Below are 22,973 nucleotides of genomic sequence, written 5' to 3'. Positions count from 1 at the left end.
ACCTGGAGAGTTCCCCATGCATCCTCCCCGCATCCTGCTCGGCGTCAACATCGACCATATCGCCACCCTGCGCCAGGCGCGCGGCACCCGCTATCCCGATCCCGTCCAGGCGGCGCTGCTGGCCGAGGAGGCCGGGGCCGACGGCATCACCGTTCACCTGCGCGAGGACCGCCGGCACATCCAGGAGCGTGACGTGCGGCTGCTGGCGGACGTGCTCAACACGCGCATGAATCTGGAGATGGCGGTCACCGAGGCGATGCTGGCGCTGGCCGAGGAGATTCGCCCGGCCCACGTGTGTCTGGTGCCGGAGAAGCGCGAGGAGCTGACCACCGAGGGCGGCCTGGATGTGGTCGGCGGCTTCGAGGCGATCGAGGCGGCCTGCCGCCGTCTCGCCGCGGCGGGCTCGGAGGTGTCGCTGTTCATCGACCCGGAGCCGGCGCAGATCGAGGCGGCGGCCAGGGCCGGGGCGCCGGTGATCGAGCTGCACACCGGGGCCTATGCCGAGGCCGCCGGCGCGGAGGCGGCCGCCGAGCACGCCCGCCTGGTGGCCGCCGCGGAGATGGCCGGCGAGCTGGGGTTGACCGTCAACGCCGGCCACGGCCTGCACTATCACAACGTCGAGGCCATCGCCGCCATCCCGGGGCTTTGCGAGCTCAACATCGGCCACGCCATCATCGCGCGCTCGCTGTTCGTCGGCCTCAAGGAGGCGGTGGCGGAGATGAAGCGCCTGGCGATCGCCGGCCAGGAGGCGGGATTCGTGGCGGCGCTCGACGAGCACGACCACGAGCATGATCACGACCATCAGGCCGACGGCGGCTGCTGCGGATGATCCTCGGGGTCGGCACCGATATCGCCCGGGTGGCGCGCTTCGAGACCGCCCAGGCGCGTCACGGCGAGCGCTTCGCCCGGCGGGTGCTGGGCGACGACGAGCTGGTGGGCTACCGGGAGCGCGGTCAGACGGCCGCCTTCCTGGCCAAGCGTTTCGCCGCCAAGGAGGCCTTCGTCAAGGCGCTGGGCACCGGGCTGCGTCACGGCATGCGCTGGACCGAGATCCAGGTCGTCAACGATGCCCTGGGGCGCCCGGCGCTGGTGCTGTCCGGGCGTGCCCGGGAGCTGGCCGAGGCCGAAGGCGTCAGGAACCTGCACCTGTCGCTGTCCGACGAGGCGGCCTTCGCCGTGGCCTTCGTGGTGCTCGAGGCCTGAGGCGGGGTGCCGGAGCGATCCGGCCCCTCACCCGATCAGGCGCCGGACGGCGACGTCGAGGCGGGCTGAGCCGCCTGCCAGTCGCGCAGCGCGGCCATGGCCGCGTAGAGGTCCGGCAGCAGTGGCGTGACCGCGTCCAGCCCGCGGGAGCGCAGCCGGGTCTCCAGGGTCTCGGCCAGCAGCCCCAGGCGCGGCACGCCGCAGTAGCGGCAGGCGCCGTTGAGGGCGTGAATGGCGTCGAGCAGCGCCTCGGCGTCGCCGTCCTTCATGGCCTGGCGAACCTGGGCCTCGCTCTCGTCCAGCGAATCGATCAGCTGGCCCAGCAGCTTGCGGGCCAGGGCCTCGCGGCCGCCGGCCAGCTGGGTGCCGAGGGCCAGGTCCACCGAGGCCAGCTCGTTATCGGTGGCCGGGTCGGCCCTCGGCGCCTCGTCGTCTTCTTCCAGCGCCAGGCCCACGCCCAGATGATGGCGCAGCAGGCTCGACAGCTGGGCCGTGTCCAGCGGCTTCTCGAGCACGCCGTCCAGCCCGTTCTGCAGCAGCTGGCGACGCTGCTCGTTCTGCACATGGGCGGTGACGGCGATGATCGGCACGTGACGCCAGTGTCCGCCCAGCGCGCGCAGGGCGCGCGTCGTTTCCACCCCGTCCATGCCGCGCATGCGGATATCCATCAACACCACGTCGAAGCATCTTTCCTCGGCCATGGCCAGCGCCTCCTCGCCGCTGGCGGCAAGCCCCACCTCCAGCTGCGGGCCGCTGATCAGTTCCTGCAGCAGCAGGCGATTGGATTCGGTGTCATCCACCACCAGCAGGCTCAGCGGCCCCTGGGGCGCCTGCGTCTGGCGATCCGGCTGCGGGTCGCGACGGGCCCGCGTCAGGGCGCGGCTGACCGACTCCACCAGCGTTCGCCTGGATAGCGGCTTGCTCAGGACCTCGCCGCCGTGAGGCAGCGGCAGTGCCGGCAGGTCTGGCGGGCTGGCGTTGACCAGCAGCATCGCCGGGCATCCCAGGCACTCCAGTCGCCGCTGCAGGGCCGCCTGCCCCGATGGGGTGAGGTCGGCATCGGTCAGACCCAACACCGCCAGTGAGGCGTCGTGGCCAGGCGCTCGCTCCTCGCCGATCACGCGGCCTTCCCAGCGGCCCAGCAGATGCCGCAGGGCGGAGCGGGTCGGCCCGTGGGGTTCCTGCAGCACCACTCGCTGGCCGTCCAGCCTGATTTCGGGCTCGCGTTCTTCCGCGGCATCCGGCGGGCAGGCCAGCGGCAGGGTGAAGGCAAAGGTCGAGCCCTCGTTCGGGGCGCTCTCGACGCAGATCTTGCCGCCCATCTGCTCCACCAGCTGACGGCTGATGGCCAGGCCCAGGCCGGTGCCGCCGAACTCGCGCTGGTGGCTGGCATCGGCCTGGCGAAAGGCCTGGAAAAGCCGGCGCTGGGCGTCGTCGCTCATGCCGATGCCGGTATCGCTGACCGCCACGCGTAGCACCACGTGTCCGCCGCTGCGCTGTTCGACCATGACGCGGACGATGACGTCGCCGTGCTCGGTGAATTTCACCGCGTTGCCGACCAGGTTGGTCAGTACCTGGCGGATGCGCAGCGGGTCGCCGCTCAGCGTGTCGGGCACGTCGTCATAGACCAGGCCGAGCACCTGGATGCCCTTGGGCTGGGCCTGGGGCGCCTGCAGGCCCAGCACCTCGTCGACCAGTGCCACCATGTCGAGCTCGGCGTGCTCGAGCTCCAGGCGACCGGCCTCGATCTTGGAGAAGTCGAGCACGTCGTTGACCAGCATCAGCAGGTTGTCGCAGGCACGCTGCACGTGGTCGAGCCATTCGCGCTGGCGAGGGGCCATCTCGGTGCGTTGCAGCAGGCGACAGAAGCCGATGATGCCGTTGAGCGGGGTGCGGATCTCGTGGCTCATGTTGGCCAGGAACTCCGACTTGGCACGGTTGGCCTCCAGGGCGCGGCGGTGTGCCAGGTCCAGCTTGATGTTCTGCACCTCGATGGTTTCCATCGATTCCTGCAGCTCGCCGGTGGCCTGTTCGATCTGGGCCTGCAGGTCGTCGCGGGCCGAGGCCAGGTGCTCACCCAGGGCGTTGAGTCCCTGGGCGAGGCGGGCCAGCTCGGTTTCCTTCGGCACCGATAGGGGCTGAGGGGCGCCGCCGGCGGACAGCCACTCCAGCGAGCGGGTGACGTCTTCCAGCGGCTGGGTCAGCCGCCGGCTCAGGCCGTAGCCCACCAGGAACAGCAGCAGACCCACGATCATCAGCAGCAGCCCGCCGCCGGCCAGGTGGCGATAGTAGGTCAGTGGCAGCGTCGAGGCGTCGATGTCCAGCATCAGCAGGGCGCCGGGCGCCCCGGGCAGCGCCGCCTGCAGCCGCCAGTGACGACCGTCCTCGATCAGCGCCGGGCCCTCTTGCGGCGAGAGATCCGCGGCCTGTCGCAGTCGACCCAGTTCCAGCCGGCGCTCGCCATCGGCGTCGCGAATGCTCAGGGCGCGCACGTCTTCCAGGTCGAGCAGGCGATCGGCGAGGCCCTCCAGCTCGCGTGTGGCACCGTCCGCCAGCGCCCGGCCCAGGCTCGGCGTCAGCAGGTCGGTGGCCTCGGTCAGGCGCTCGCGCAGCTGCTGGCGATGGTGGCGATCTTCCAGTTCCGTGACCGTTACCACCAGCAGTGCGAACAGCACCAGGGGCAGGGCGAGGATGGCCAGCATCAGGCGGGTCTTCAAGGACATCGGGAGGGCTCGTCGGCTGGAGTGTCGTGGCCCAGTATGCCACAGCCGAACAGGATGCCTGTCCAGTGTCGGTGCCCGAGGATATAATGCCGAAAAGACGTTTCCAGAAGGACGGTTGCATGCATTTCCCCACCCTGGAGGAGACCATCGGCCACACGCCGCTGGTCCGCCTGAAGCGCATCACGGCAGGGCGCAACAACACCCTGCTCGCCAAGCTCGAGGGCAACAATCCGGCCGGGTCGGTCAAGGACCGTCCGGCGCTGTCCATGCTCGAGCAGGCCGAGGCGCGCGGAACCATCACTCCGGGCGACACCCTCGTCGAGGCGACCTCGGGCAATACCGGCATCGCCCTGGCCATGGCCGCGGCGATCAAGGGCTATCGACTGATCCTGATCATGCCGGAGAACGCCTCCAGCGAGCGCAAGCAGGCCATGGCCGCCTACGGCGCCGAGCTGATCGAGGTCAGCCGCGAGGGGGGCATGGAGGCGGCCCGCGACCTGGCCGAGACGATGATCGCCCGCGGCGAGGGCAAGCCGCTCGATCAGTTCGCCAACCCCGACAATCCGCTGGCACACTACCAGGGCACCGGCCCCGAGCTGTGGGAGCAGACCGGTGGCACCATCACCCATTTCATCAGCTCCATGGGCACCACCGGCACCATCATGGGCGTCTCGCGCTACCTCAAGGAGCAGAGCCCCGAGGTGCAGGTGGTCGGCCTGCAGCCGGAAGACGGCGCCAGCATCGCCGGTATCCGCCGCTGGCCCGAGGCCTATCTGCCGGGCATCTTCGAGCCCGCCCGCGTCGACCGGGTGCTGGACATCGGCCAGGCCGAGGCCGAGGCTCATATGCGTCGCCTGGCCCGGGAAGAGGGCATCCTGGCCGGCGTGTCGTCCGGCGGGGCGCTCGCCGGGGCGCTGCGCGTTGCCGAGGAGGTCGAGAACGCGGTGATCGTGTTCATCGTCTGCGACCGTGGCGACCGCTATCTGTCCACCGGCCTGTTCGCCCCGGAGTCCTGAGGTGGGGCTGGGACAACGACGCCCCGCGCGGGCGAGCTCCGGCGTCTCGGGGCTGCAGACGGCGAAACGCGGCAAGAAGGCCGCCCGTGGCGGCGGCGATCAGGGCGCCATCCTGACGATCGATGGCCTGGCCCATGACGGTCGCGGCGTGGGGCGTCTGGCCGACGGCAAGACGGTGTTCGTCGACGGGGCCCTGCCGGGCGAACGCGTCGAGATCGCCGTGCATCGGACCCGCCAGCGCTTCGACGAGGCCCACGTGCGCGAGGTGGTCGAGGCCTCGCCCGAGCGCGTCACGCCGCCCTGCGTCCACTTCGGCACCTGCGGCGGCTGCGACCTGCAGCACCTGAGCCTGGACGGGCAGCGTCGCCACAAGCAGGCGGTGCTGCGCGAGCTGCTGGCCCGCCAGGGCATCGCCCCGGACGGCGAGCCCGAGCTGCTGGCGGAGGCCGGTGAGGGCTATCGGCGCCGGGCGCGCCTCGGCGTCAAGGTCGACGCCGAGGGCGGGGTGCACCTGGGCTTCCGCGCCCGGCACAGCCACCGGCTGGTGGATCTCGACGACTGCCCCATTCTGGTGCCGGCACTGGCCGACGTGCTGGCGCCGCTGCACCGGCATCTGGCCGAACTGGAGGCGCCGCGGCAGGTCGGCCATCTGGAGCTGTCCTCGAGCGACGCCGGCGTGACCCTAGTGGTCCGCCAGCTGCGCGAGCACGACGCCGATACCCGCCGCTGGCGCGAGTTCGCCCTGGCCCGCGGCTTGCATCTGGCGCGCTGGGTGGGGCGCGAATCGCCGACCTTCGAATGGCTGACGCCGGCACCGGACCTGCACGCCCACCTGGCGGTCGACGAACGCTCGCTGCGGCTGGGTTTCGCCCCCGGCGATTTCCTGCAGGCCAACGAGGCGGTCAACCAGCGCATGGTGACCGAGGCGCTGGCATGGCTCTCGCCGCTGGCGCCCGGCGAGCGGGTGCTCGACCTGTTCGCCGGGGTCGGCAACTTCAGCCTGCCGCTGGCGGCTCTGGGTGCCGAGGTGACGGCGGTGGAGGGCAGCCCGGCGATGGTCGAGCGGCTGGCCGACAATGCCCGCTGCAACGCGCTCGAGGTGACGGCCCGTCAGGCCGACCTCAACCGCAGCGAGGCCGTGGGCGCCCTGTTCGACGCGCCCGGGCTGCGCCACGTGCTGCTCGACCCGCCCCGCGACGGCGCCGAGGCCGTGTGCCGGGCGCTGGCCGAACGACCGGTGCCGCGGGTGCTCTACGTGTCCTGCGATCCGGCCACCCTGGCGCGGGATGCCGCGCATCTGGTGCAGGCGGGCTACGTCATCCGGCGGTGGGCGGTGGCCGACATGTTCGCCCACACCGCCCATCTGGAATCCATGCTGCTGCTCGAGCACCCGGACGCCGGGCAGCGGGACGAAGGAGCGTCAAGCGATGGTTAAAGTGCGGGAAGATCAGCCCCTGACCGAGTGGGGGACGGTCGATATCCCCCGCTGGGTCGAGCGTCTCCAGGACGACGTCAAGCTGCGCGACGGCGACGAGATGCGCGTGGCCTGCGAGCTGGCCCAGCGACTCGAGCAGGAGTCCGACCGGCCTCACAAGACCTGGCTCAAGGACGGCTCGAGCTTCCGCATGGGCCTGGAAATGGCCGATATCCTCGGCGAGCTGCGCCTCGACCAGCCGGCCCTCGAGGCCGCGGTGCTGTATCGCGCGGTGCGCGAGGGGCTGATCGACCTGGCCGAGGTGACCAAGCGCTTCGGCCATGAGGTCGCCGGGCTGATCGACGGCGTGCTGCAGATGGCCGCCATCAGCACCTCCCAGATGCCGAGCCAGGGGCTGAGCCAGCACGACCAGCAGGACAACCTGCGCAAGATGCTGGTCAACATGATCGACGACGTGCGTGTGGCGCTGATCAAGATCGCCGAGCGCACCTGCGCGCTGCGCCAGGTGCGCGATGCGCCGCGCGAGAAGCGCCTGCAGGTGGCCCGCGAGGTGTTCGATATCTACGCACCGCTGGCCCACCGGCTCGGCATCGGCCATCTCAAGTGGGAGCTGGAGGACCTGTCCTTCCGCTACCTGCACGAGGAGGACTACAAGACCATCGCCCGCCAGCTGGCCGAGAAGCGCCTCGACCGCAACCGCTACATCGAGGACGTGGTGTCCACCCTCGAGGGGCTGATGGAGGCCCAGGGCATCCATCAGTACCAGGTGGACGGGCGCGCCAAGCATATCTATTCGATCTGGCGGAAGATGAAGCGCAAGCACATCGACTTCTCCCAGGTTCACGACATCCGCGCGGTGCGCATCCTGGTCCCCGAGATCACCGACTGCTACACCGTGCTCGGCATCGTCCACTCGCGCTGGCATCACGTGCCCACGGAGTTCGACGACTACATCGCCAACCCCAAGAAGAACGGCTACCAGTCGCTGCACACCGCGGTGTTCGGCCCCGAGGGCAAGGTGCTGGAGATCCAGATCCGCACCTTCTCGATGCACGAGGAGGCCGAGCTCGGGGTCTGTGCCCACTGGCGCTACAAGGGCCACGACACCAACGCCCGCAGCGCCAGCTACGAGGACAAGATCGCCTGGCTGCGCCAGGTGCTCGAGTGGCAGGAGGAGGTCGGCGACTTCGGCGACCTCCGCGAGGGCCTGTCCAGCGACGTGGCGCCGGACCGCATCTACGTCTTCACCCCCGACGGCCACGTCATCGATCTGCCGCGAGAGGCCACGCCGATCGACTTCGCCTATCGGGTGCACACGGAGGTCGGCCACCGCTGTCGCGGGGCCAAGGTCAACGGGCGCATCGTGCCGCTGACCTACCGGCTCAGCACCGGTCAGCAGGTCGAGATCCTCACCGCCAGCAAGGGCGGTCCGAGCCGCGACTGGCTCAATCCCAACCTCGGCTATGTGTGCACCTCCCGGGCACGGGCCAAGATCCAGTCCTGGTTCAAGCATCAGGCCCGCGACCGCAACCTCGAGGAGGGACGGATCCTCTTCGAGCGCGAGATGAAGCGTCTCGACGTCGGCGACATGGACCTCACGCGGCTGGCCAACCAGGTCAACTACACCGGTCCCGAGGACATGTACGCCGCGCTCGGCGCCGGCGACCTGCGCATCGGCCAGGTGCTGCACCAGGCCCAGCAGCTGTTCGGCGAGAGCGATGATCAGGAGCAGCTCGACAAGCTGCTGGCCAAGCCGCGCAAGGCCGCCGACAAGCCCGATGGCAACGGCATCACGGTGCTCGGGGTCGGCAACCTCAAGACCAGCATGGCCAACTGCTGCCACCCGGTGCCCGGCGAGTCGATCGTCGGCTTCATCACCCAGGGCCGCGGCGTCACCGTGCACCGCGAGGACTGCCCGAACATCCTTCAGCTGCGCCTCGACGAGCCCCAGCGTGTGATCGAGGTGGAGTGGGGCGAGCGGGCCCGCACCCAGTATCCGGTGGACATCGAGATCCAGGCCTGGGACCGCTCGGGGCTCTTGCGCGACGTCACCGCGGTGCTCAGCAACGAGAAGGTCAACGTACTGTCGGTGAACACCCTGACCGATACCGATGACGGCATCGCGCGGATGCAGATCACCCTGGAGGTGGACGGCCTGGAGACGCTCGGGCGGCTGTTCTCGCGCATCCAGCAGCTGTCGAACGTCATCGAGGTGCGTCGTCTGCGCAGCGGCGGCAAGAGCCACAAGAAGAAGGGCAAGAAGCCATGAGCGAGCGCCGCTTCGATCTCGACGACCTGCTGACGCTGATGGCGGTGCTGCGCGACCCCGAGCAGGGCTGCCCCTGGGACGTGAAGCAGCACTGGGACAGCATCGTGCCCCACACCCTGGAGGAGGCCTACGAGGTCGCCGACGCCATCGAGCGGCGTGCCTGGGACGAACTGCCGGGCGAGCTGGGGGATCTGCTGTTCCAGGTGGTCTACTACAGTCAGTTCGCCGCCGAGGAGGGCCGCTTCGATTTCCATGAGGTGGTCCATGTCCTCACCGCCAAGATGCTGCACCGTCATCCCCACGTCTTCCCCGACGGCACCCTGACCTCGCGGCGCGAGGGCGTGAGCGCCGCCGAGGTGGAAACGCAGCAGGTGCATTCGCGCTGGGAGTCGCTCAAGGCCGAGGAACGCGACGCGCGGGCCGAGGACGCGGCCGTGACCTCGGTGCTGGACGATGTGCCGCGCAATCTGCCGGCGCTGTCCCGTGCGGCCAAGCTCTCCAAGCGGGCCGCCCGGGTCGGCTTCGACTGGCCGGACACCCGCGGGGTGATCGCCAAGCTGCGCGAGGAGCTGGCCGAGGTCGAGGAGGCGCTGGCCGAGGACGATCATGACCATGCCAGGGAAGAGGTCGGCGATCTGCTGTTCGCCGCCGTCAACCTGGCGCGCACGCTGGATGCCGACCCCGAACGTTGCCTGCGGGTCACCAACGGCAAGTTCGAGCGCCGCTTCCGTCAGGTGGAGGCCGCCCTGGATGACGAGGGCGTGCCGCTGGCGGAAGCGGGGCTCGAGCGCATGGAACGGCACTGGCAGGCGGCGAAGCGACAAGAAACAACATAACGATATCCCCACCCACGAGGAAAGGAGAAGCCTGGACATGAGCCACGACCTGCACGAATCGCTGCGGGACAACGTCCGCATCCTGGGCGACAGTCTGGGACGTACCATTGCCGATGATCTCGGCAAGGACTTCGTCGATCGCATCGAGACCATCCGCGGTCTTGCCAAGCAGGGTCGCCAGCGCGAGGCCGACAGCAACCGTCAGCTGATCGACTACCTGCGGGGCCTGCCGGACAGCGACCTGCTGCCGGTGACCCGGGCCTTCAACCAGTTCCTCAACCTGGCCAACATGGCCGAACAGCACTACCGCGCCCGCTTTCGCCGGGTCGAGGACTACAAGCCCGGCGCCCAGCCGGTGCTCGGCGAACTGCTCGAACGCGCCCGCGGCGAGGGCCACACGCCGCGCAAGCTGGTCGAGGCGCTGGCCAACATGCGCGTCGAGCTGGTGCTGACCGCGCATCCCACCGAGGTCATCCGCCGCACCCTGATCCAGAAGTACGACGCCATCGATGAGTGCCTGACCATCATCGAGTCTTCGGCCGACTATCCCGAGCGCGCCGCCCGCGCCCACGGCCGCCTCGAGGAGCTGATCAGCCAGGCCTGGCATACCGACGAGATCCGTCACGAGCGCCCGACGCCGGTCGACGAGGCCCGCTGGGGCTTCGCGGTGATCGAGAACTCGCTGTGGCAGGCGGTGCCGGACTTCCACCGCGATCTGGACAACCTGCTGCTCGATACCGCCGGCGAGCGGCTGCCGCTGGACGCCGCGCCGATCCGCTTCGCTTCCTGGATGGGCGGCGACCGCGACGGCAACCCCAACGTCACCGCCAAGGTCACCCGCGAGGTGCTGCTGCTGGGCCGCTGGATGGCCGCCGACCTCTACTCGCGCGACCTCGAACAGCTCAAGGCCGAGCTCTCCATGTGGAAGGCCAACAGCGCGCTCAAGGCCGAGGTGGGCGACGTCGCCGAGCCCTATCGCGAGCTGATCAAGCGCCTGCTGAGCAGGGTCGAGGCCACCCGCGACTGGGCCCAGGCCCAGCTCGACGGCGTCAACCACGACGGCGGGCCGATCATCGAGACCCGCGATCAGCTCTACGCGCCGCTGCTGGCCTGCTACCGCTCGCTGTGCGACGTCGGCCTCGACACCATCGCCAACGGCGTGCTGCTCGACACTCTGCGCCGGGTCTCGGTATTCGGCGTCACCCTCACCAAGCTCGACCTGCGCCAGGAATCCACTCGCCACGAGCAGGTGTTCGAGGAGCTCACCGATAGCCTGGGGCTCGGCCACTACCGCGACTGGAGCGAGGAGCAGCGCCAGGAATTCCTGCTCAACGAGCTGTCTTCCCGCCGGCCGCTGATTCCGCGTCGCTGGGAGTGCTCTGCCGAGACCCGCGAGGTGATCGACACCTTTCGCGTGATCGGCTCCGAGCACGTCGAGGCGCTGGGCACCTACATCATCTCCATGGCCGGCCAGCCCTCCGACGTGCTGGCCGTGGCGCTGCTGATGAAGGAAGTGGGCGGCGAGGCCACGCTGCCGATCGCGCCGCTGTTCGAGACCCTGGACGACCTCAACCGTGCCGGCGACGTCATCGACCGACTGCTGGCGCTGCCGGGCTATCGTCGACTGGCCGGTGATCGTCAGGAAGTGATGATCGGCTACTCGGACTCCGCCAAGGACGCCGGCCAGCTGGCCGCGGCCTGGGCCCAGTATCGTGCCCAGGAGACCCTGGTCGAGGTGTGCCGGCGTCACGACGTCGACCTGACGCTGTTCCACGGCCGCGGCGGCACCGTCGGTCGCGGCGGCGGCCCGGCCCACGCGGCGATCCTGTCCCAGCCGCCGGGCTCGGTGAACGGCAGCCTCAGGGTGACCGAACAGGGCGAGATGATCCGCTTCAAGTTCGGCCAGCCCGACATCGCGCTGCGCTCCATGGAGATCTACGCCTGTGCGGTGCTCGAGGCCTCGCTGCTGCCGCCGCCGACGCCCGAGCCGGCCTGGCGCGAGGAGATGGATCGCCTCGCCGGCGTGGCCCACCAGGCCTACGTGGGCGTGGTGCGCGAGGATCCCGACTTCGTGCCCTATTTCCGCTCGGTGACGCCGGAGACGGCGCTGGGCCGCCTGCCGCTGGGCTCGCGCCCGGCCAAGCGTCGCCAGGAGGGCGGCGTCGAGACCCTGCGGGCCATTCCCTGGATCTTCGCCTGGACCCAGACGCGCCTGATGCTGCCGGCCTGGCTGGGCAGCGGCGAGGCCTTCGCCAAGCGCCTCCAGGAGCCGGGCGGGCTCGAGGTGCTGCGCGAGATGCGCGACCGCTGGCCGTTCTTCGGCACCTATCTCGACATGCTCGAGATGCTGCTGGCCAAGGCCGATGTCAGCATCGCGGCCTACTACGAGCAGCGCCTGGTCGACGAGCCGGCCCTGCAGGCCCTCGGCGAGCGGCTGCGCGAGCGCTTCGGTCGTCTCAACGGCGCGGTGCTCTCGATCCTGGATCAGGACGAGCTGCTCGAGAGCACGCCGCTGATCCGTCAGGCGGTGGAGGTGCGCAATCCCTACATCGACCCGCTGCACGGCCTTCAGGCCGAGCTCCTGCAGCGTAACCGCGATGCCGACGGCGCGATCAGCGGGGATCTTTCCCGGGCGCTGATGGTGACCATGGCCGGCATCGCCGCCGGGCTGCGCAACACCGGCTGATCGCTGGCCAGCACCTGCGACAGGACACCCCGAGGGCCTCGGCCCTCGGGGTGTTTCGTTGTGGGTGTGCGGTGGCGCGCGTTGGGTCGTAGGCGCGGGTGTCTGAGGGGGGGCGGCTAGAAGGGCATGTGCACCGAGGCGGTGACCATATTGAGATGTTCGAGTGCCGGATCGTCGACGCGCTCCATTTCCAGCCGGCTGACCCAGTCGTTGGCGAAGCCGAATCGAGCACCGATGCCGTTGACGCGGGTCATGCCGCCTTCGGAGAGCTCGGGTGCATGGCCGCTGGCGGCCTTGCCCTGCCAGCCGGCGAGTCCCGACTTGGCGTAGAGGCCGAGCGCACCGAAGCGCACGCCGGCCATCAGGCTGCCGCCGAGGCTGGTGGTGTCGAGCAGGGTGTCGCGGGTGGCGCCGGACACGGGCACGTCGTTGCTTTCCCGATAGCGGACCTCGGCGCCGAAGTCGAAGCTCGGCAGCCCCCGGGGCGAGATGCCGGTGGTCAGCCGGAAGCCCGAGGTCACGCCGTCGGGGCTTTCGACGTTACCGCCCAGCAGCCGCATGCCGTTATCGAAGTGAGCAAGATCGGTGGCGTCGCCGGCAAAGGCGGGCTCGTCGGAACCCGCCAGCGCGGGCGTGACGCCGATGGCGGGGAACAGCAGCAGGGCGATCAGCGTCGACCGCCAGGAGTCCGGGATCTTCATCGCTCAGGCCTGGGAAGGGGAGCCCGTCGGGTGTCATCAACAAGATGAGGCTAGCAGGCGACACCCGAAACGGCCAGGCGCGGCATCATCCGGCGGCGCTGGAGGCGGACACGGTGTCGGCCGCGGTCAGGCGGGCATGGAGCCCCGCCAGCACGGGCGTGGCCAGGCCGTGGCGGCGCCCGGCGGCGAGCAGCGGGCCGAGAATGGCGTCGTGCTCGGTGGGCCGGCCGGCCAGCACGTCCTGCAGCATCGAGGCGCGATTGTTGGCGGTGGCCGACACCACCGACCACACCCGCGCCGACCAGCCCTCCGCCGGGGCCGGAATGGCCTCGGCGGCCATCACCGCCGAGACTTCCTCGATCACGGCCTCGACCATGGGCCTGAAGGGGCGGTCGCGTAGCTGGCCGTTGCGGATCCGGAAGCGGGCCACCAGCGGATTGATGGCGGCGTTGACGGCCAGCTTGTGCCACAGCCGTACGCGGATATCGTCGACGGCGCGGGCGGCGAGGCCCGCCGTCGAGAGCCTGGTGGCGACCGTTTCCGCCAGTTCGGCGTGAGAGCCGGCGAGATCGCCGATCACCGTCTGCCCGCGCCCGGCATGCACCACGCCGGCGTCACCGTCGAGATATGCGCCCTCGGTGGTGCTGGCGCAAAGCACCGGGCCGTCCCAGCGTTCGCTCAGGCGCGGCTGCACGCCGTAGCCGTTCTGCCACAGCACCAGCGGTGTGTCCGGCGCCAGCCGGGGCGCGATCGCCTCGAAGGCGGCCTCGGCGGCGTAGGCCTTGGTGGTCAGGTGAAGGATGTCGGCGCGTGCGGCGAGCCCGTCGGCCAGCGTCGCGGGGGTGACGCTGTCGATCTCGTGCGAGTGCGTCTCACCGGTCGGGGTGGTCAGGGTCTGACGACGCGGCAGCTCGCGGCGGCCGATCAGGGTGACGGGCATCGTGGCGGCCAGGTGCAGCGCCAGCAGGCGCCCGACGGCGCCCGGCCCGAGGATCAGCGTGTTCATGAGGACGTGCTCCGCTTGCGTCGGGCGGTGCCGCTGCCGGCCTTGGTGCCTTTCGTGGCCTTGCCGGCGGCGCCGCGCCGGCCGGTGCTCTTGCTGCCGCCTTTGCCGGCGCTCCGGCTTTTTGCGCCGCGTCGCCCCTTGCCGCCCGACTTGCCCGAGCGGGCCGCCGGCTCGGCGCCCCGGGCATCGGCCAGAGACTGGCGCATGCGGCCGGCGTCGGCGCGGCTCAGCAGCGTACGCAGATCGGTGACGAGGGCGTCGAGGAAGGGCGCCGGGGCGTCGCCGTCCTCGGCGATGGCGGAGAGCCGCTGTTCCCACAGGGCGGTGCGCTCGGGGCGGCTCACGGCCTCGGGCAGCGAGGCGATCAGGGCGTCGCCGAGGCGGGTGGCGCGCAGGGCCTTGCCCTCGCGCACCAGGTAGCCACGGGTCTCCAGGGTCTCGAGGATGCCGGCGCGGGTGGCCTCGGTGCCCAGGCCGTCGGTGTCGCGCAGGGTGCGGCGCACCTCCGGGTCGTCCACGTAGCGGGCGATATTCATCATCGCCTTGATCAGGCTGGCGTCGGTGAAGGGTTCCGGCGGGCGGGTCTCGCGGTCCTCCACGCCGGCGTCCTCGACGCGGCACGCCTCGCCCTCGTCGAGCGGCGGCAGCGGCGGGGCCTCGTCGCGGGTGGTGAACAGCGGCTTCCAGCCGGGATCGAGGATCTCCTGGCCGCGGGCGCGGAACCGTTCACCGATGATGGTGAACTCGGCCTTCACCTCGCGGGTCGAGAGCGCAGGATAGAACTGGGCCAGCACGTTGCGCGCGATCAGCCGGAAGACGTCGGCCTCCTGGCGCGAGAGCGTCGCCGGATCGGCGGTCTTGCCGGTGGGCGCGAGGGCGTGGTGGGCGCCGACCCGCTTGTCGTTCCAGGCCTTGGAGCGCTTCGCGAAGTCGGCGCCGGCGAGCCAGCCGCGCAGGGTGTCGTCGCCGGCGCAGGCGCCCTCGAGGGTGCGGCGGGCGCCGGCGAAGTGCTCCTCGGGCAGATAGCGGCAGTCCGAGCGCGGATAGGTGATCAGCTGGTGGCGCTCGTAGAGGCGCTGACAGATGTCCAGCACCGCCTTGGCCGAGAGCCCGTGGCGGCGGGCGGCGTCGACCTGCAGCGCCGACAGCGAGTAGGGCAGGGGCGCGGCCTGGCGCTTGTCGCGGCGCTCGAGCTTGGTCAGCCGGCCCTCGGCGCCGGGCAGGCGTTCGGCCAGCGCGGCCGCCGGGGCGCGTTCGAGCAGCCGCCCCTGATCGTCCAGCGGGTGCGTCTCGCCGGGCGCCCACCAGGCCCGCAGGCGGCCGCGGGAAACGGCCAGATCGGCCCACAGCACGTAGAAGGGCCGCGGCTCGAAGTCGCGGATCTCGGCGTCGCGACGCACCACCAGGCCCAGCACCGGCGTCTGCACCCGGCCCACCGAGAGCACGCCATCGTGCCCCGCCTGTCGGCCGATCAGCGTCCAGGCGCGGGTCAGGTTGATGCCGTACAGCCAGTCGGCCCGGGAGCGGGCCTGGGCGGCGCGGTAGAGCGGCGCGTAGCGGGCGTTGTCCTCCAGCCGCGAGAGCGCGCGCTTGACGGCCGGAGCGTTGAGGTCGCTGACCAGCAGTCGTGACACCGGCCCCTTCCAGCCCAGGTGCTCGATCACTTCCTGGACCAGCAGCTGGCCCTCGCGGTCGGGGTCGCCGGCATGCACGACCTCGCCGGCCTGCTTGAGCAGCCGGCGGATCACCGCGATCTGCCCCCTGGCCTTGGGTCGCGGGGCGAGTTTCCACTGCTCGGGCAGGATCGGCAGGGTATCGAGCCGCCAGCTCTTGAGGGCGGGGTCGTAGGCCTCGGGCGGGGCCTGTTCCAGCAGGTGGCCGAGGCACCAGGTGACGGTGGTGTCACCGGCCACCAGGGCGCCGTCCTCGCGGCGAACGGCGGCGGGCAGGGCCTCGGCGATGGCCCGGGCCAGGCTCGGCTTCTCGGCGATGATCAGGCGCATGGCGTCTCGTCGGCGGGGTAAACGTCGATAGGATGAAAGTCATGGGGATTCTTACAGTATTTGTCGCGGGTCGCCAGGGGTAAGATGGTGATCCGTTGTACAATGCTTGTCTCACTTTACCGGAGGGCGTGATAGATGCGCGAACGCGGTCGCACACGGCGTCTGCTGGGCCTCGGCACTCGCACCGGCGGTGCCCTGCTGCGCACCCGGCTAGGCGGGCAGGCCGACTGGCGTGCCCTCGGCGAGGCGCTGTTCGAGGGGCTTTCCGAGCTCAAGGGGCCGGCCATGAAGCTGGCTCAGGTGATGTCGCAGTGGGATGACCTGCTGCCGGCGGACCTGGCCGATGAGCTGGCCCGGCTGCAGCGTCAGGCCACGCCGATGCCCTGGGAGGCCATCCGCGGCACGCTCGAGGCGCAGTACGGCGACCTCGAGTCGGTCTTCGCCGAGGTCGAGACCGCGCCCTTCGCCAGCGCCTCCATGGGCCAGGTGCACCGGGCGGTGACGCGAGACGGCGAGACGGTGGTGCTCAAGGTGCAGTATCCCGGCCTCGCCGAGGTGCTGGAGGGCGATCTCGCCCAGCTGCGCCGCCTGATGCGTCTGGGGCGCTGGTTCAAGGTGCCCCAGGCGCGCCTCGACGCGCTGTTCGAGGAGCTCGCCGCCGGCCTGCGCGACGAGCTCGACTATCGCGCCGAGGCCGAGCATCTGGCGCGCTACCGGGCGCGCTACGCGCATCTCGATTCGCTGGTGATCCCCGAGCCGCTGCCCGATCTCTGCGGGCCCCATGTGCTGGCCATGCGCCACGTGGCGGGTACGCCGCTGCGCGAGCTGGAGGATGCCGACGACGCCGTGCGCCAGCGGGTGGCCACGACGCTGGCCGACTGGCTGATCGAGGAGCTGTTCACCTTCGGCGAGCTGCACGCCGACCCCCATGCCGGCAACTTCGCCGCCGATGACCAGGGTCGACTGGTGATCTACGACTTCGGCGCCGTCATCCCGGTGCCGCGCGAGCGGCTGTCGGCGATGATGCGCCTGCTCGAGGCCACCCTGGCCGCGGACCCCATGGCCATGGATGCGGCGATGCTCGAGCTGGGCGGTCGCCAGGGCGAGGGTGCCCCCCTGGCGCTCTACCGCGAGGCCGCCGAGGCGGTAGGCCCGCTGTTCGCCCCCGGCATCCAGGACTTCGGCGACGTGCGCGTGCATCGCCGGCTGCGCGAGCTGAGCCCGCGGGTGTGGGCGGCCATGGATCGCCTGCAGCCGCCGGCGGACACCCTGCTGCTGTCGCGGACCCTGAACGGCCACTACTGGAATCTGGTGCGCCTCGGCGCGCGGCTGGACATGGATGCCCGGGTGCGGCCGCTGTTCGCGAAGGTATCACGCTGAGCGGCTGCCAGCCCGGCGCGCGGCTGGTAGACTGTGCGGTTTTTCGGCAGGGGAGACGGCCATGCTGGCGGTATGGGTAGAACAGCTGCTGGGGTTCGCCTCGGGCGCCCTCAAGGCGATTCGCGAAGACGAGCGTTATCCGACGCTGATGGCCTGGGCCCGCGAGGAGGGTCCCAAGCTGACCGGGGATCCGGCCATGGCCCAGGCGCTGGCTCCGGAGCTGTGGTCGCAGACCCCGCTGGCGCGGCTGGACTTCGACTGCGAGGCGCTGGCCCGCCCGGGGCGCAACGAGCCCTGCTGGTGCGACTCCGGGCGCAAGACCAAGCGCTGCTGCGGTGCCGTCAGCCTGCCGGGCGATGTGCCCGATCACCTGATGTGGATGCTGTCGCTGCGCGAGTGGAAGGGCGATACCCTCAAGGCCGCGCTGGCCAGCGGCAAGGCGCCCGCCCAGGCGCTGCTCGAGGCCGGGCTGATCGCCGCCGAATCCGGCCAGCGCGGTCGCGCCCAGCAGATCCTCGAGTCGCTGTTCGAGACCGCCGACTGGTCGCGCCTGCCGGAGCAGGCCGAGCCGGCCTTCGAGATCCTGGTCGATCTCTATCAGGAGCGCGGATTCCATCGCAAGCGCGAGGCGCTGCTCGACGCGGTGCTCGATCGCGGCCCGCTGTTCCTGCGCGGCGTGGCGCTGGAGCGGCTGTGCCTGATGCACCTGGACAACGACGACCTGGACAGCGCCCGGGCCGCCTTCGTGCGCGCCCAGCAGGCGCTGCCGGACTCGCCGACCCTGGCCTACATCGAGGCCATGCTGCTGCTGCATGAAGGGCACGAGGAAGAGGCCCGCGAGCGCTCGAGCTTCTGGTTCCGCCGCCTGTCCCGTCAGGGCGAGCTCGATCCCGACCAGCTGCAGTTCCTCTCCGACCTGGCCGACAACCCCGGCGCGACCCTGGCCGAACAGCTGCTCAACGCCGAGGAGGACCTGGCCGAGCCGCTGGTCGCGCTGCAGGCGCTGCTCGAGTCGCTGGACGGTGTACCGACGCTGGACCTGCGCGTCGAGGAGGGCCAGCTGGCCTATCACCGCAGCGCCCGGGAGGACACGCTCTATGCCGGTTTCCGCGCGGTGTTCCCCGCCGAGGTCGAGAACGAGGCCCCGCTGGGCTTCGATGACGATCCCTGGCAGGCGGCCGGCGACTGGCTGCCGGCGCTGTGTGCCCAGCCGGAGTGGCTCGATTCGCCGGCGGTGGTGCAGTCGCTGGCGCTGGCGCTGACCAGCCGCTTCGGCAGCCTGCCGTGGATGGCGCCGAGCCTGTTCGAGCCGCTGGCCGAGCGCCTGGAACGCTGGCTGGATCAGGCACGCGAGGCGGCATCCGGCGATGCCTCGCCGGGCGACGCTTCGCCGGGCGTCGCTTCGCCGGGCGACGCCTCGCTGGACTGGGACGCCGCCGATAACGCCGTGCTGCTGCGCACCGGCCTGGCGCTGGTGGTGGGCATGGAACGCGGCGCCCGTCAGCGTTCCCGGCACCTGGCCGAGCGGCTGCTCGAGCTGGATGATCGTGACAGCCTGGGGCTGCGCGAGCTGGTGCTCGACCAGCTGCTGCGCGAGGGCCGCGACACCGAGGCGCTGGCGCTCAGCGAGTCGGCGCTGGCCAAGCCGTCCGAAGACGAGGCGGTGCTGGGGCTGCTGATGGGCCGGGCGCTGGCGCTCTACCGCCTGGAGCGCCTCGACGAGGCCGTCGAGGCGCTGAGCGAGTCCCGGCGCCACAACGGTCACGCCCTGTCGCTGCTGTGCGCCGAGAATCCGCGTCCGGCCAGCCCGTCGGGCGACGGCACGGCGGCGCCCGGTTCGCGGGCCGAGGCCTGGCAGTACCGCACCCTGATGCGTGACCAGTGGCGCGCCACCCCGGGCGCGCTGGAATGGCTCGCCGGCCGGCTGGACTGAGCGGCGGGGCCGAGAGGGGCGGCCTCAGGCCGCGGTCGGCGCCGGTGCCAGACGGCGGTCGCGGCTGACCCAGATCGCCAGCGCGATGGCCGGGAGGCCCAGCACCGAGGCCGCCAGGAAGAAGTCCGCGTAGCCGTGCGAGGCCACGACCAGGCCGCCGAAGCCGCTCAGGAACTTGCCGGGCAGCGTCATCAGCGACGAGAACAGCGCGTACTGGGTGGCGGTGTAGGCCCGCGAGGTCAGCCCCGAGAGGAAGGCGATGAACACCGCGCTGGCCAGCCCGTTGGAGAGGTTGTCGCCGACGATGGTGACCACCAGCATCGGCAGGCTGTCGCCGGCAAGCGATAGGGCCACGAACAGCAGGTTGGTCAGGGCGGTGGCGCAGGCGCCGAGGATCAGGATCGGCCCTACCCCGTAGCGTGCCACCAGCAGGCCGCCCATCAGCCCGCCGCCGATGCTCATGGCGATGCCGAACACGTTGGTCACGTTGGCGATGGCCTCGAGGCTGAAGCCCAGATCGATGTAGAGCGGGTTGGCCATGGAGGCCATGGCCAGGTCGCTGATCCGGAACACGGCCACGAAGGCCAGCAGCCACAGCGCCTTGAGCCCGTGCCGACCGAAGAAGTCGGTGAACGGGCAGACCACCGCGCCGATCACCCAGGCGCCCAGGCGGCGCAGCCAGGCCGGCCGGCCGCGGCTGGCGCGCAGGAAGGCCCGCACCCGCGGCTCATGGATCAGCTGGACGCCCAGCGCCTGGCGTTCGGGTTCCGGGCGCACCAGCACCGTCACCATGCCCACCGCCATCAGCGCCGCCATCGCCAGGTAGGCGACGTGCCAGGACACCAGCGAGGCCAGGTAGAGCGCTCCCGCCCCGGCGGCGATCAGCCCGCCGCGATAGCCGATGATATAGGTCGAGGCCATGGCCGCCTGCAGGTCCTCCGGCGCCGACTCGATACGAAAGGCGTCGATGGAGATGTCCTGGGTCGCCGAGCCGAAGGCCACCAGCAGCGCGAACAGCGCCACCAGCGGCAGCTGGTTCGGCGGATCGAGACTCGACAGCCCCGCCAGGCCGGCGGCGATCATCGCCTGCGCCAGCAGCATCCAGCCGCGGCGCTGGCCGAGCCGGCGGGTCAGGCCGGGGAGCGCCAGCCGGTCGACCACCGGGGCCCAGAAGAACTTGATCGAGTAGAGGATGCCGATCCAGGCGAAGAAGCCGATCGCGGCCACCTCGACGCCGTCGCTGCGCAGCCAGGCCGACAGTGTCGAGAACACCAGCAGGAAGGGCAGGCCCGCCGAGAAGCCCAGGAACAGCATGGTCAGCACCGGGGCACGCAGGTAGACCGACAGGGCGCTGCGCCAGCTGCGATGCGCGGTGGGGGTCGGCATGAGGGGGCTCTCCTTGCGATGGGTCAGGGCACGTGCCGGGCCATCGATGTTAAAATCCCGGTCTCGACCGGGGCCGACGACACCGGTGGCACGCGCCGCCGATTGTTGCAGAGCCCCGGCGCCGACACCAGCCAGAGACGATCGACGACATGCGTGATGACGACCTTTCTCTCGAGGCCACCGAGGATGCGGTGCCCCGCTGGTATGCCATCCAGTGCAAGGGAGGCGAGTCCTTCCGCGCCGCCGAGCACCTGGGCAACCAGGGCTACGAGGTCTTTCACCCGGTGCTCGAGGTGCAGAAGAAGCGCCGCGGCAAGCTGGAGTGGGTGAGCGAGCCGCTGTTTCCCTACTATCTGTTCATCCGCCTCGACCGGCTGATCAGCAACTGGCGGCCGATCCGCTCGACGCGCGGCGTGCTCAAGCTCGTGACCTTCGGCGGCGACATGCCGGTGCCGGTCGGCGACGGGCTGATCGAGGCCCTGCGCCGCCAGGCCAGCCAGGATGATGACGACGTCGCCCACGTCTACTTCCGTGCCGGCGAGGCGGTGGAGATCACCGAGGGGCCGTTCAAGGACCTGCAGGCGGTCTTCGCCAGCCACAAGGGCGAGGAGCGCGCCATCGTGCTGCTCAACATGCTGCATCAGCAGCAGCGTCTGGAGATGCCCGTCTCCCGACTGCGCCGTCGCGACTGATGCCCTTTAACCCTATCTTTCATTCCCCAGTACCGGAGGCCCCATGACCATCGCCCCCCAGCGGGTCGTGACCCTGCACTACGTGCTGAGCGACGAGGACGGCCAGGTCCTCGACGACTCCCGCGCGCGCCAGAAGCCACTCGAATACCTTCACGGCCACGGCAACCTGATGGCCGGGCTGGAGCAGGCCCTGGCCGGGAGCGAGGCCGGCGCCGAGCTCGAGGTGACCCTGGCCCCCGCCGAGGCCTATGGCCTGCGCGACGAGGCGCTGGTGCGCGAGGTCGGCCGCGAGGCCTTCCCGGTGCCCGATCTCGCGCCGGGCATGCGCTTCCAGACGCCGGGCGATGACGGCCCGGAGATCGTCACCGTGCTCGAGGTGCGCGACGACGGCGTGCGGATCGACACCAATCATCCGCTGGCCGGTCGCCACCTGCACTATCGTCTGGAGGTGCTGGAGGTGCGCGAGGCCACCCGCGCCGAGCTCGCCAAGGGCCACCCGCTGCCGCCGGGCACCACGCCGGATCAGGTCGAAGACAAGAAGATGGTCTGAGCCCTCGGCTCGAGAGCGCCGGCCGCGTCGCCCTTCGGCGCGGCCGCGTTTCCCCCGTTTCTCTCCCTCCTCCTTGCCCCTCCTTCCCTTCGGCGCGACGCGGCATCGTTTCCGGGGCCGAGGAGCTCCCAGCGGCAGCGTCGCGAGCGTGAATCTGACCTGGATCAAGCCCGTACGGCCGGCCTGTTCACACCGGGTGGCGCACTTGACCCAGATCAGCGTATCGCCCGGGACGGGCCGCTAGAGTGGGGCCATCACATCGCGACGGGAGGCAAGCACCATGTACTGGGACGATGCCGTGATCTTCGGGCTTGCCACCGTCGGCATGATGATCGCCTTCATGGGCGGCTGGGTGGCCTTCGTCATCCGCGACCACCATCGTCGCGAAAACAAGAAGCGCTGATCCACCGTTCCACCGTCGTCAGGGGAGGGGGGCTACCCCCCACTAGGCCGACCCTTCGGGGCCGGCCTTTTTTTGTGCCGTCGTTCGGTAGAGGGGGGACGCTCAGCGGTCGGCGGTCAGGCGCTCGGGCAGGCCGGGGGCCGCGGGCGTCCAGCGTCGGGACAGGGCGCGCATCACCCGCTCGGGGTACCAGGTCTTGCCCAGGCTGCCGTTGTAGCGGGCCAGGGCGCGGGTCAGGTCGCCGTCTTCCACCGCCAGGTAGTGGGCCAGTATCGTGCAGCCATAGCGCAGGTTGCGGATGGGATCCTTGAGGTCGTCGGCGGGCAGGCCGAGCTCGCGGATCCAGAACGGCATGATCTGCATCAGCCCCACGGCGCCGGCCGATGACACCGCCTCGGCGCGGAAGGCGCTCTCCACCTGAATGACGGACAGCACCAGCGCCGGCGGGAGGCCGGCCAGGCTCGCCTCCTGATGGATGCGGGTCAGTAGCGTCTGGCGACGATCGGCATCGGGCACGTAGCGCGCCAGGCGCGGTGCCATGTCGTTGATCCACTGACGGGCCGCCCACACCTCGGCGGGCGAGCGCGGCGTCCGCCGGGCGCCGTCCAGGGTCGGGCGCAGCGTGGTGGGGAGCGGCGGCAGGGCCCTAACCACCGGCGCCCGGTCCGGGACCGGGCGCACGGAGAGGGCATCGAGGAAGTCGCTGCCCGCCTGGCCGTCGAGGGGCTGGGCGGCGAGCGGCGACGCCAGC

At 70.8% G+C, this 22,973-nt stretch carries 18 protein-coding genes; 12 read left to right on the top strand and 6 right to left on the bottom strand.

Annotated features, from left to right (window positions below; genetic code table 11):
* The first annotated feature begins 16 nt into the window (after positions 1 to 16).
* Both pdxJ and acpS read left to right on the top strand, forming a co-directional pair.
* On the top strand, positions 17 to 829 hold the full coding sequence (pdxJ, locus tag FIU88_RS11370; protein WP_152479326.1) for a pyridoxine 5'-phosphate synthase: 813 nt from the start codon (positions 17 to 19) through the stop codon (positions 827 to 829).
* Entirely contained in the window at positions 826 to 1,203 is a 378-nt protein-coding gene (gene acpS / locus FIU88_RS11365; RefSeq protein ID WP_152479325.1) for a holo-ACP synthase, read from the top strand. Before pdxJ ends, acpS begins: the two co-directional genes overlap by 4 nt.
* Positions 1,204 to 1,238: 35 nt before the next feature.
* Here acpS and FIU88_RS11360 read toward each other — a convergent pair whose 3' ends face one another.
* Positions 1,239 to 3,926, bottom strand: a complete 2,688-nt coding sequence (locus tag FIU88_RS11360) for an ATP-binding protein (RefSeq protein ID WP_152479324.1) — start codon at positions 3,924 to 3,926, stop codon at positions 1,239 to 1,241.
* A gap of 119 nt (positions 3,927 to 4,045) precedes the next feature.
* Here FIU88_RS11360 and cysM point away from each other — a divergent pair, with 119 nt between their 5' ends.
* Genes cysM through ppc form a run of 5 tightly spaced genes read left to right on the top strand, consistent with a single transcriptional unit; the run spans position 4,046 to position 12,168 of the window.
* Entirely contained in the window at positions 4,046 to 4,942 is an 897-nt protein-coding gene (gene cysM / locus FIU88_RS11355; RefSeq protein WP_152479323.1) for a cysteine synthase CysM, read from the top strand.
* 1 nt (position 4,943) lies between these two features.
* The gene (locus tag FIU88_RS11350; protein WP_152479322.1) at positions 4,944 to 6,377 is read left to right on the top strand and encodes a TRAM domain-containing protein; all 1,434 of its coding nucleotides are present in this window, start codon (positions 4,944 to 4,946) and stop codon (positions 6,375 to 6,377) included.
* Positions 6,370 to 8,646 (top strand): GTP diphosphokinase, encoded by a 2,277-nt coding sequence (relA, locus tag FIU88_RS11345; RefSeq protein ID WP_026068344.1) that lies wholly within the window; start codon positions 6,370 to 6,372, stop codon positions 8,644 to 8,646. The genes FIU88_RS11350 and relA overlap by 8 nt, the downstream gene beginning before the upstream one ends.
* Entirely contained in the window at positions 8,643 to 9,482 is an 840-nt protein-coding gene (gene mazG / locus FIU88_RS11340) for a nucleoside triphosphate pyrophosphohydrolase (RefSeq protein WP_152479321.1), read from the top strand. The genes relA and mazG overlap by 4 nt, the downstream gene beginning before the upstream one ends.
* A 37-nt stretch (positions 9,483 to 9,519) precedes the next feature.
* Positions 9,520 to 12,168 carry a phosphoenolpyruvate carboxylase gene (gene ppc / locus FIU88_RS11335; protein ID WP_152479320.1) on the top strand — a complete coding sequence of 883 codons (2,649 nt, stop codon included), beginning with the start codon at positions 9,520 to 9,522 and terminating at the stop codon, positions 12,166 to 12,168.
* Between the two features lie 116 nt (positions 12,169 to 12,284).
* Here ppc and FIU88_RS11330 read toward each other — a convergent pair whose 3' ends face one another.
* The 3 genes from FIU88_RS11330 to FIU88_RS11320 all read right to left on the bottom strand — a co-directional run bounded on the left by FIU88_RS11330 (position 12,285) and on the right by FIU88_RS11320 (position 15,878).
* A complete protein-coding gene (locus FIU88_RS11330) occupies positions 12,285 to 12,869 on the bottom strand; it encodes a hypothetical protein (RefSeq protein WP_152479319.1) in 585 nt (194 codons plus the stop codon).
* An 85-nt stretch (positions 12,870 to 12,954) separates the two neighbouring features.
* Entirely contained in the window at positions 12,955 to 13,875 is a 921-nt protein-coding gene (locus tag FIU88_RS11325; protein ID WP_152479318.1) for a ketopantoate reductase family protein, read from the bottom strand.
* Positions 13,872 to 15,878, bottom strand: a complete 2,007-nt coding sequence (locus FIU88_RS11320; RefSeq protein WP_152479317.1) for a DNA topoisomerase III — start codon at positions 15,876 to 15,878, stop codon at positions 13,872 to 13,874. Before FIU88_RS11320 ends, FIU88_RS11325 begins: the two co-directional genes overlap by 4 nt.
* 135 nt (positions 15,879 to 16,013) lie before the next feature.
* Between FIU88_RS11320 and FIU88_RS11315 the strand changes: the two genes are divergently transcribed.
* Together FIU88_RS11315 and FIU88_RS11310 are read left to right on the top strand one after the other, a co-directional pair.
* Positions 16,014 to 17,258, top strand: coding sequence for an AarF/ABC1/UbiB kinase family protein (locus tag FIU88_RS11315; protein ID WP_152479316.1), 1,245 nt, complete (start codon positions 16,014 to 16,016; stop codon positions 17,256 to 17,258).
* Positions 17,259 to 17,319: 61 nt separating this feature from the next.
* Entirely contained in the window at positions 17,320 to 19,191 is a 1,872-nt protein-coding gene (locus FIU88_RS11310) for an SEC-C domain-containing protein (RefSeq protein ID WP_152479315.1), read from the top strand.
* A 24-nt stretch (positions 19,192 to 19,215) separates the two neighbouring features.
* Here the strand turns inward: FIU88_RS11310 and FIU88_RS11305 are convergent, their stop codons facing one another.
* Positions 19,216 to 20,577: an MFS transporter gene (locus FIU88_RS11305; RefSeq protein ID WP_152479314.1), complete on the bottom strand. Its 1,362-nt coding sequence runs from the start codon at positions 20,575 to 20,577 to the stop codon at positions 19,216 to 19,218.
* Positions 20,578 to 20,726: 149 nt separating this feature from the next.
* Between FIU88_RS11305 and rfaH the strand changes: the two genes are divergently transcribed.
* The 3 genes from rfaH (at position 20,727) to ccoM (ending at position 22,222) form a co-directional block, all read left to right on the top strand.
* Positions 20,727 to 21,269, top strand: a complete 543-nt coding sequence (rfaH, locus tag FIU88_RS11300) for a transcription/translation regulatory transformer protein RfaH (protein ID WP_016854301.1) — start codon at positions 20,727 to 20,729, stop codon at positions 21,267 to 21,269.
* Between the two features lie 43 nt (positions 21,270 to 21,312).
* A complete protein-coding gene (locus tag FIU88_RS11295; protein WP_016854300.1) occupies positions 21,313 to 21,819 on the top strand; it encodes a peptidylprolyl isomerase in 507 nt (168 codons plus the stop codon).
* A gap of 280 nt (positions 21,820 to 22,099) precedes the next feature.
* Complete coding sequence (gene ccoM / locus FIU88_RS19520) at positions 22,100 to 22,222, top strand: cytochrome c oxidase subunit CcoM (RefSeq protein WP_016854299.1); 123 nt, start codon at positions 22,100 to 22,102, stop codon at positions 22,220 to 22,222.
* A gap of 102 nt (positions 22,223 to 22,324) precedes the next feature.
* Here ccoM and FIU88_RS11290 read toward each other — a convergent pair whose 3' ends face one another.
* Entirely contained in the window at positions 22,325 to 22,876 is a 552-nt protein-coding gene (locus tag FIU88_RS11290; RefSeq protein ID WP_152480219.1) for a lytic transglycosylase domain-containing protein, read from the bottom strand.
* Positions 22,877 to 22,973: the final 97 nt, after the last annotated feature.

Source organism: Halomonas sp. THAF12 (genome assembly GCF_009363675.1).
Lineage (GTDB): Bacteria > Pseudomonadota > Gammaproteobacteria > Pseudomonadales > Halomonadaceae > Halomonas > Halomonas smyrnensis.
Note: the sequence above shows the minus strand (reverse complement) of the source record. Positions and strands in the feature narration are given on the sequence as shown.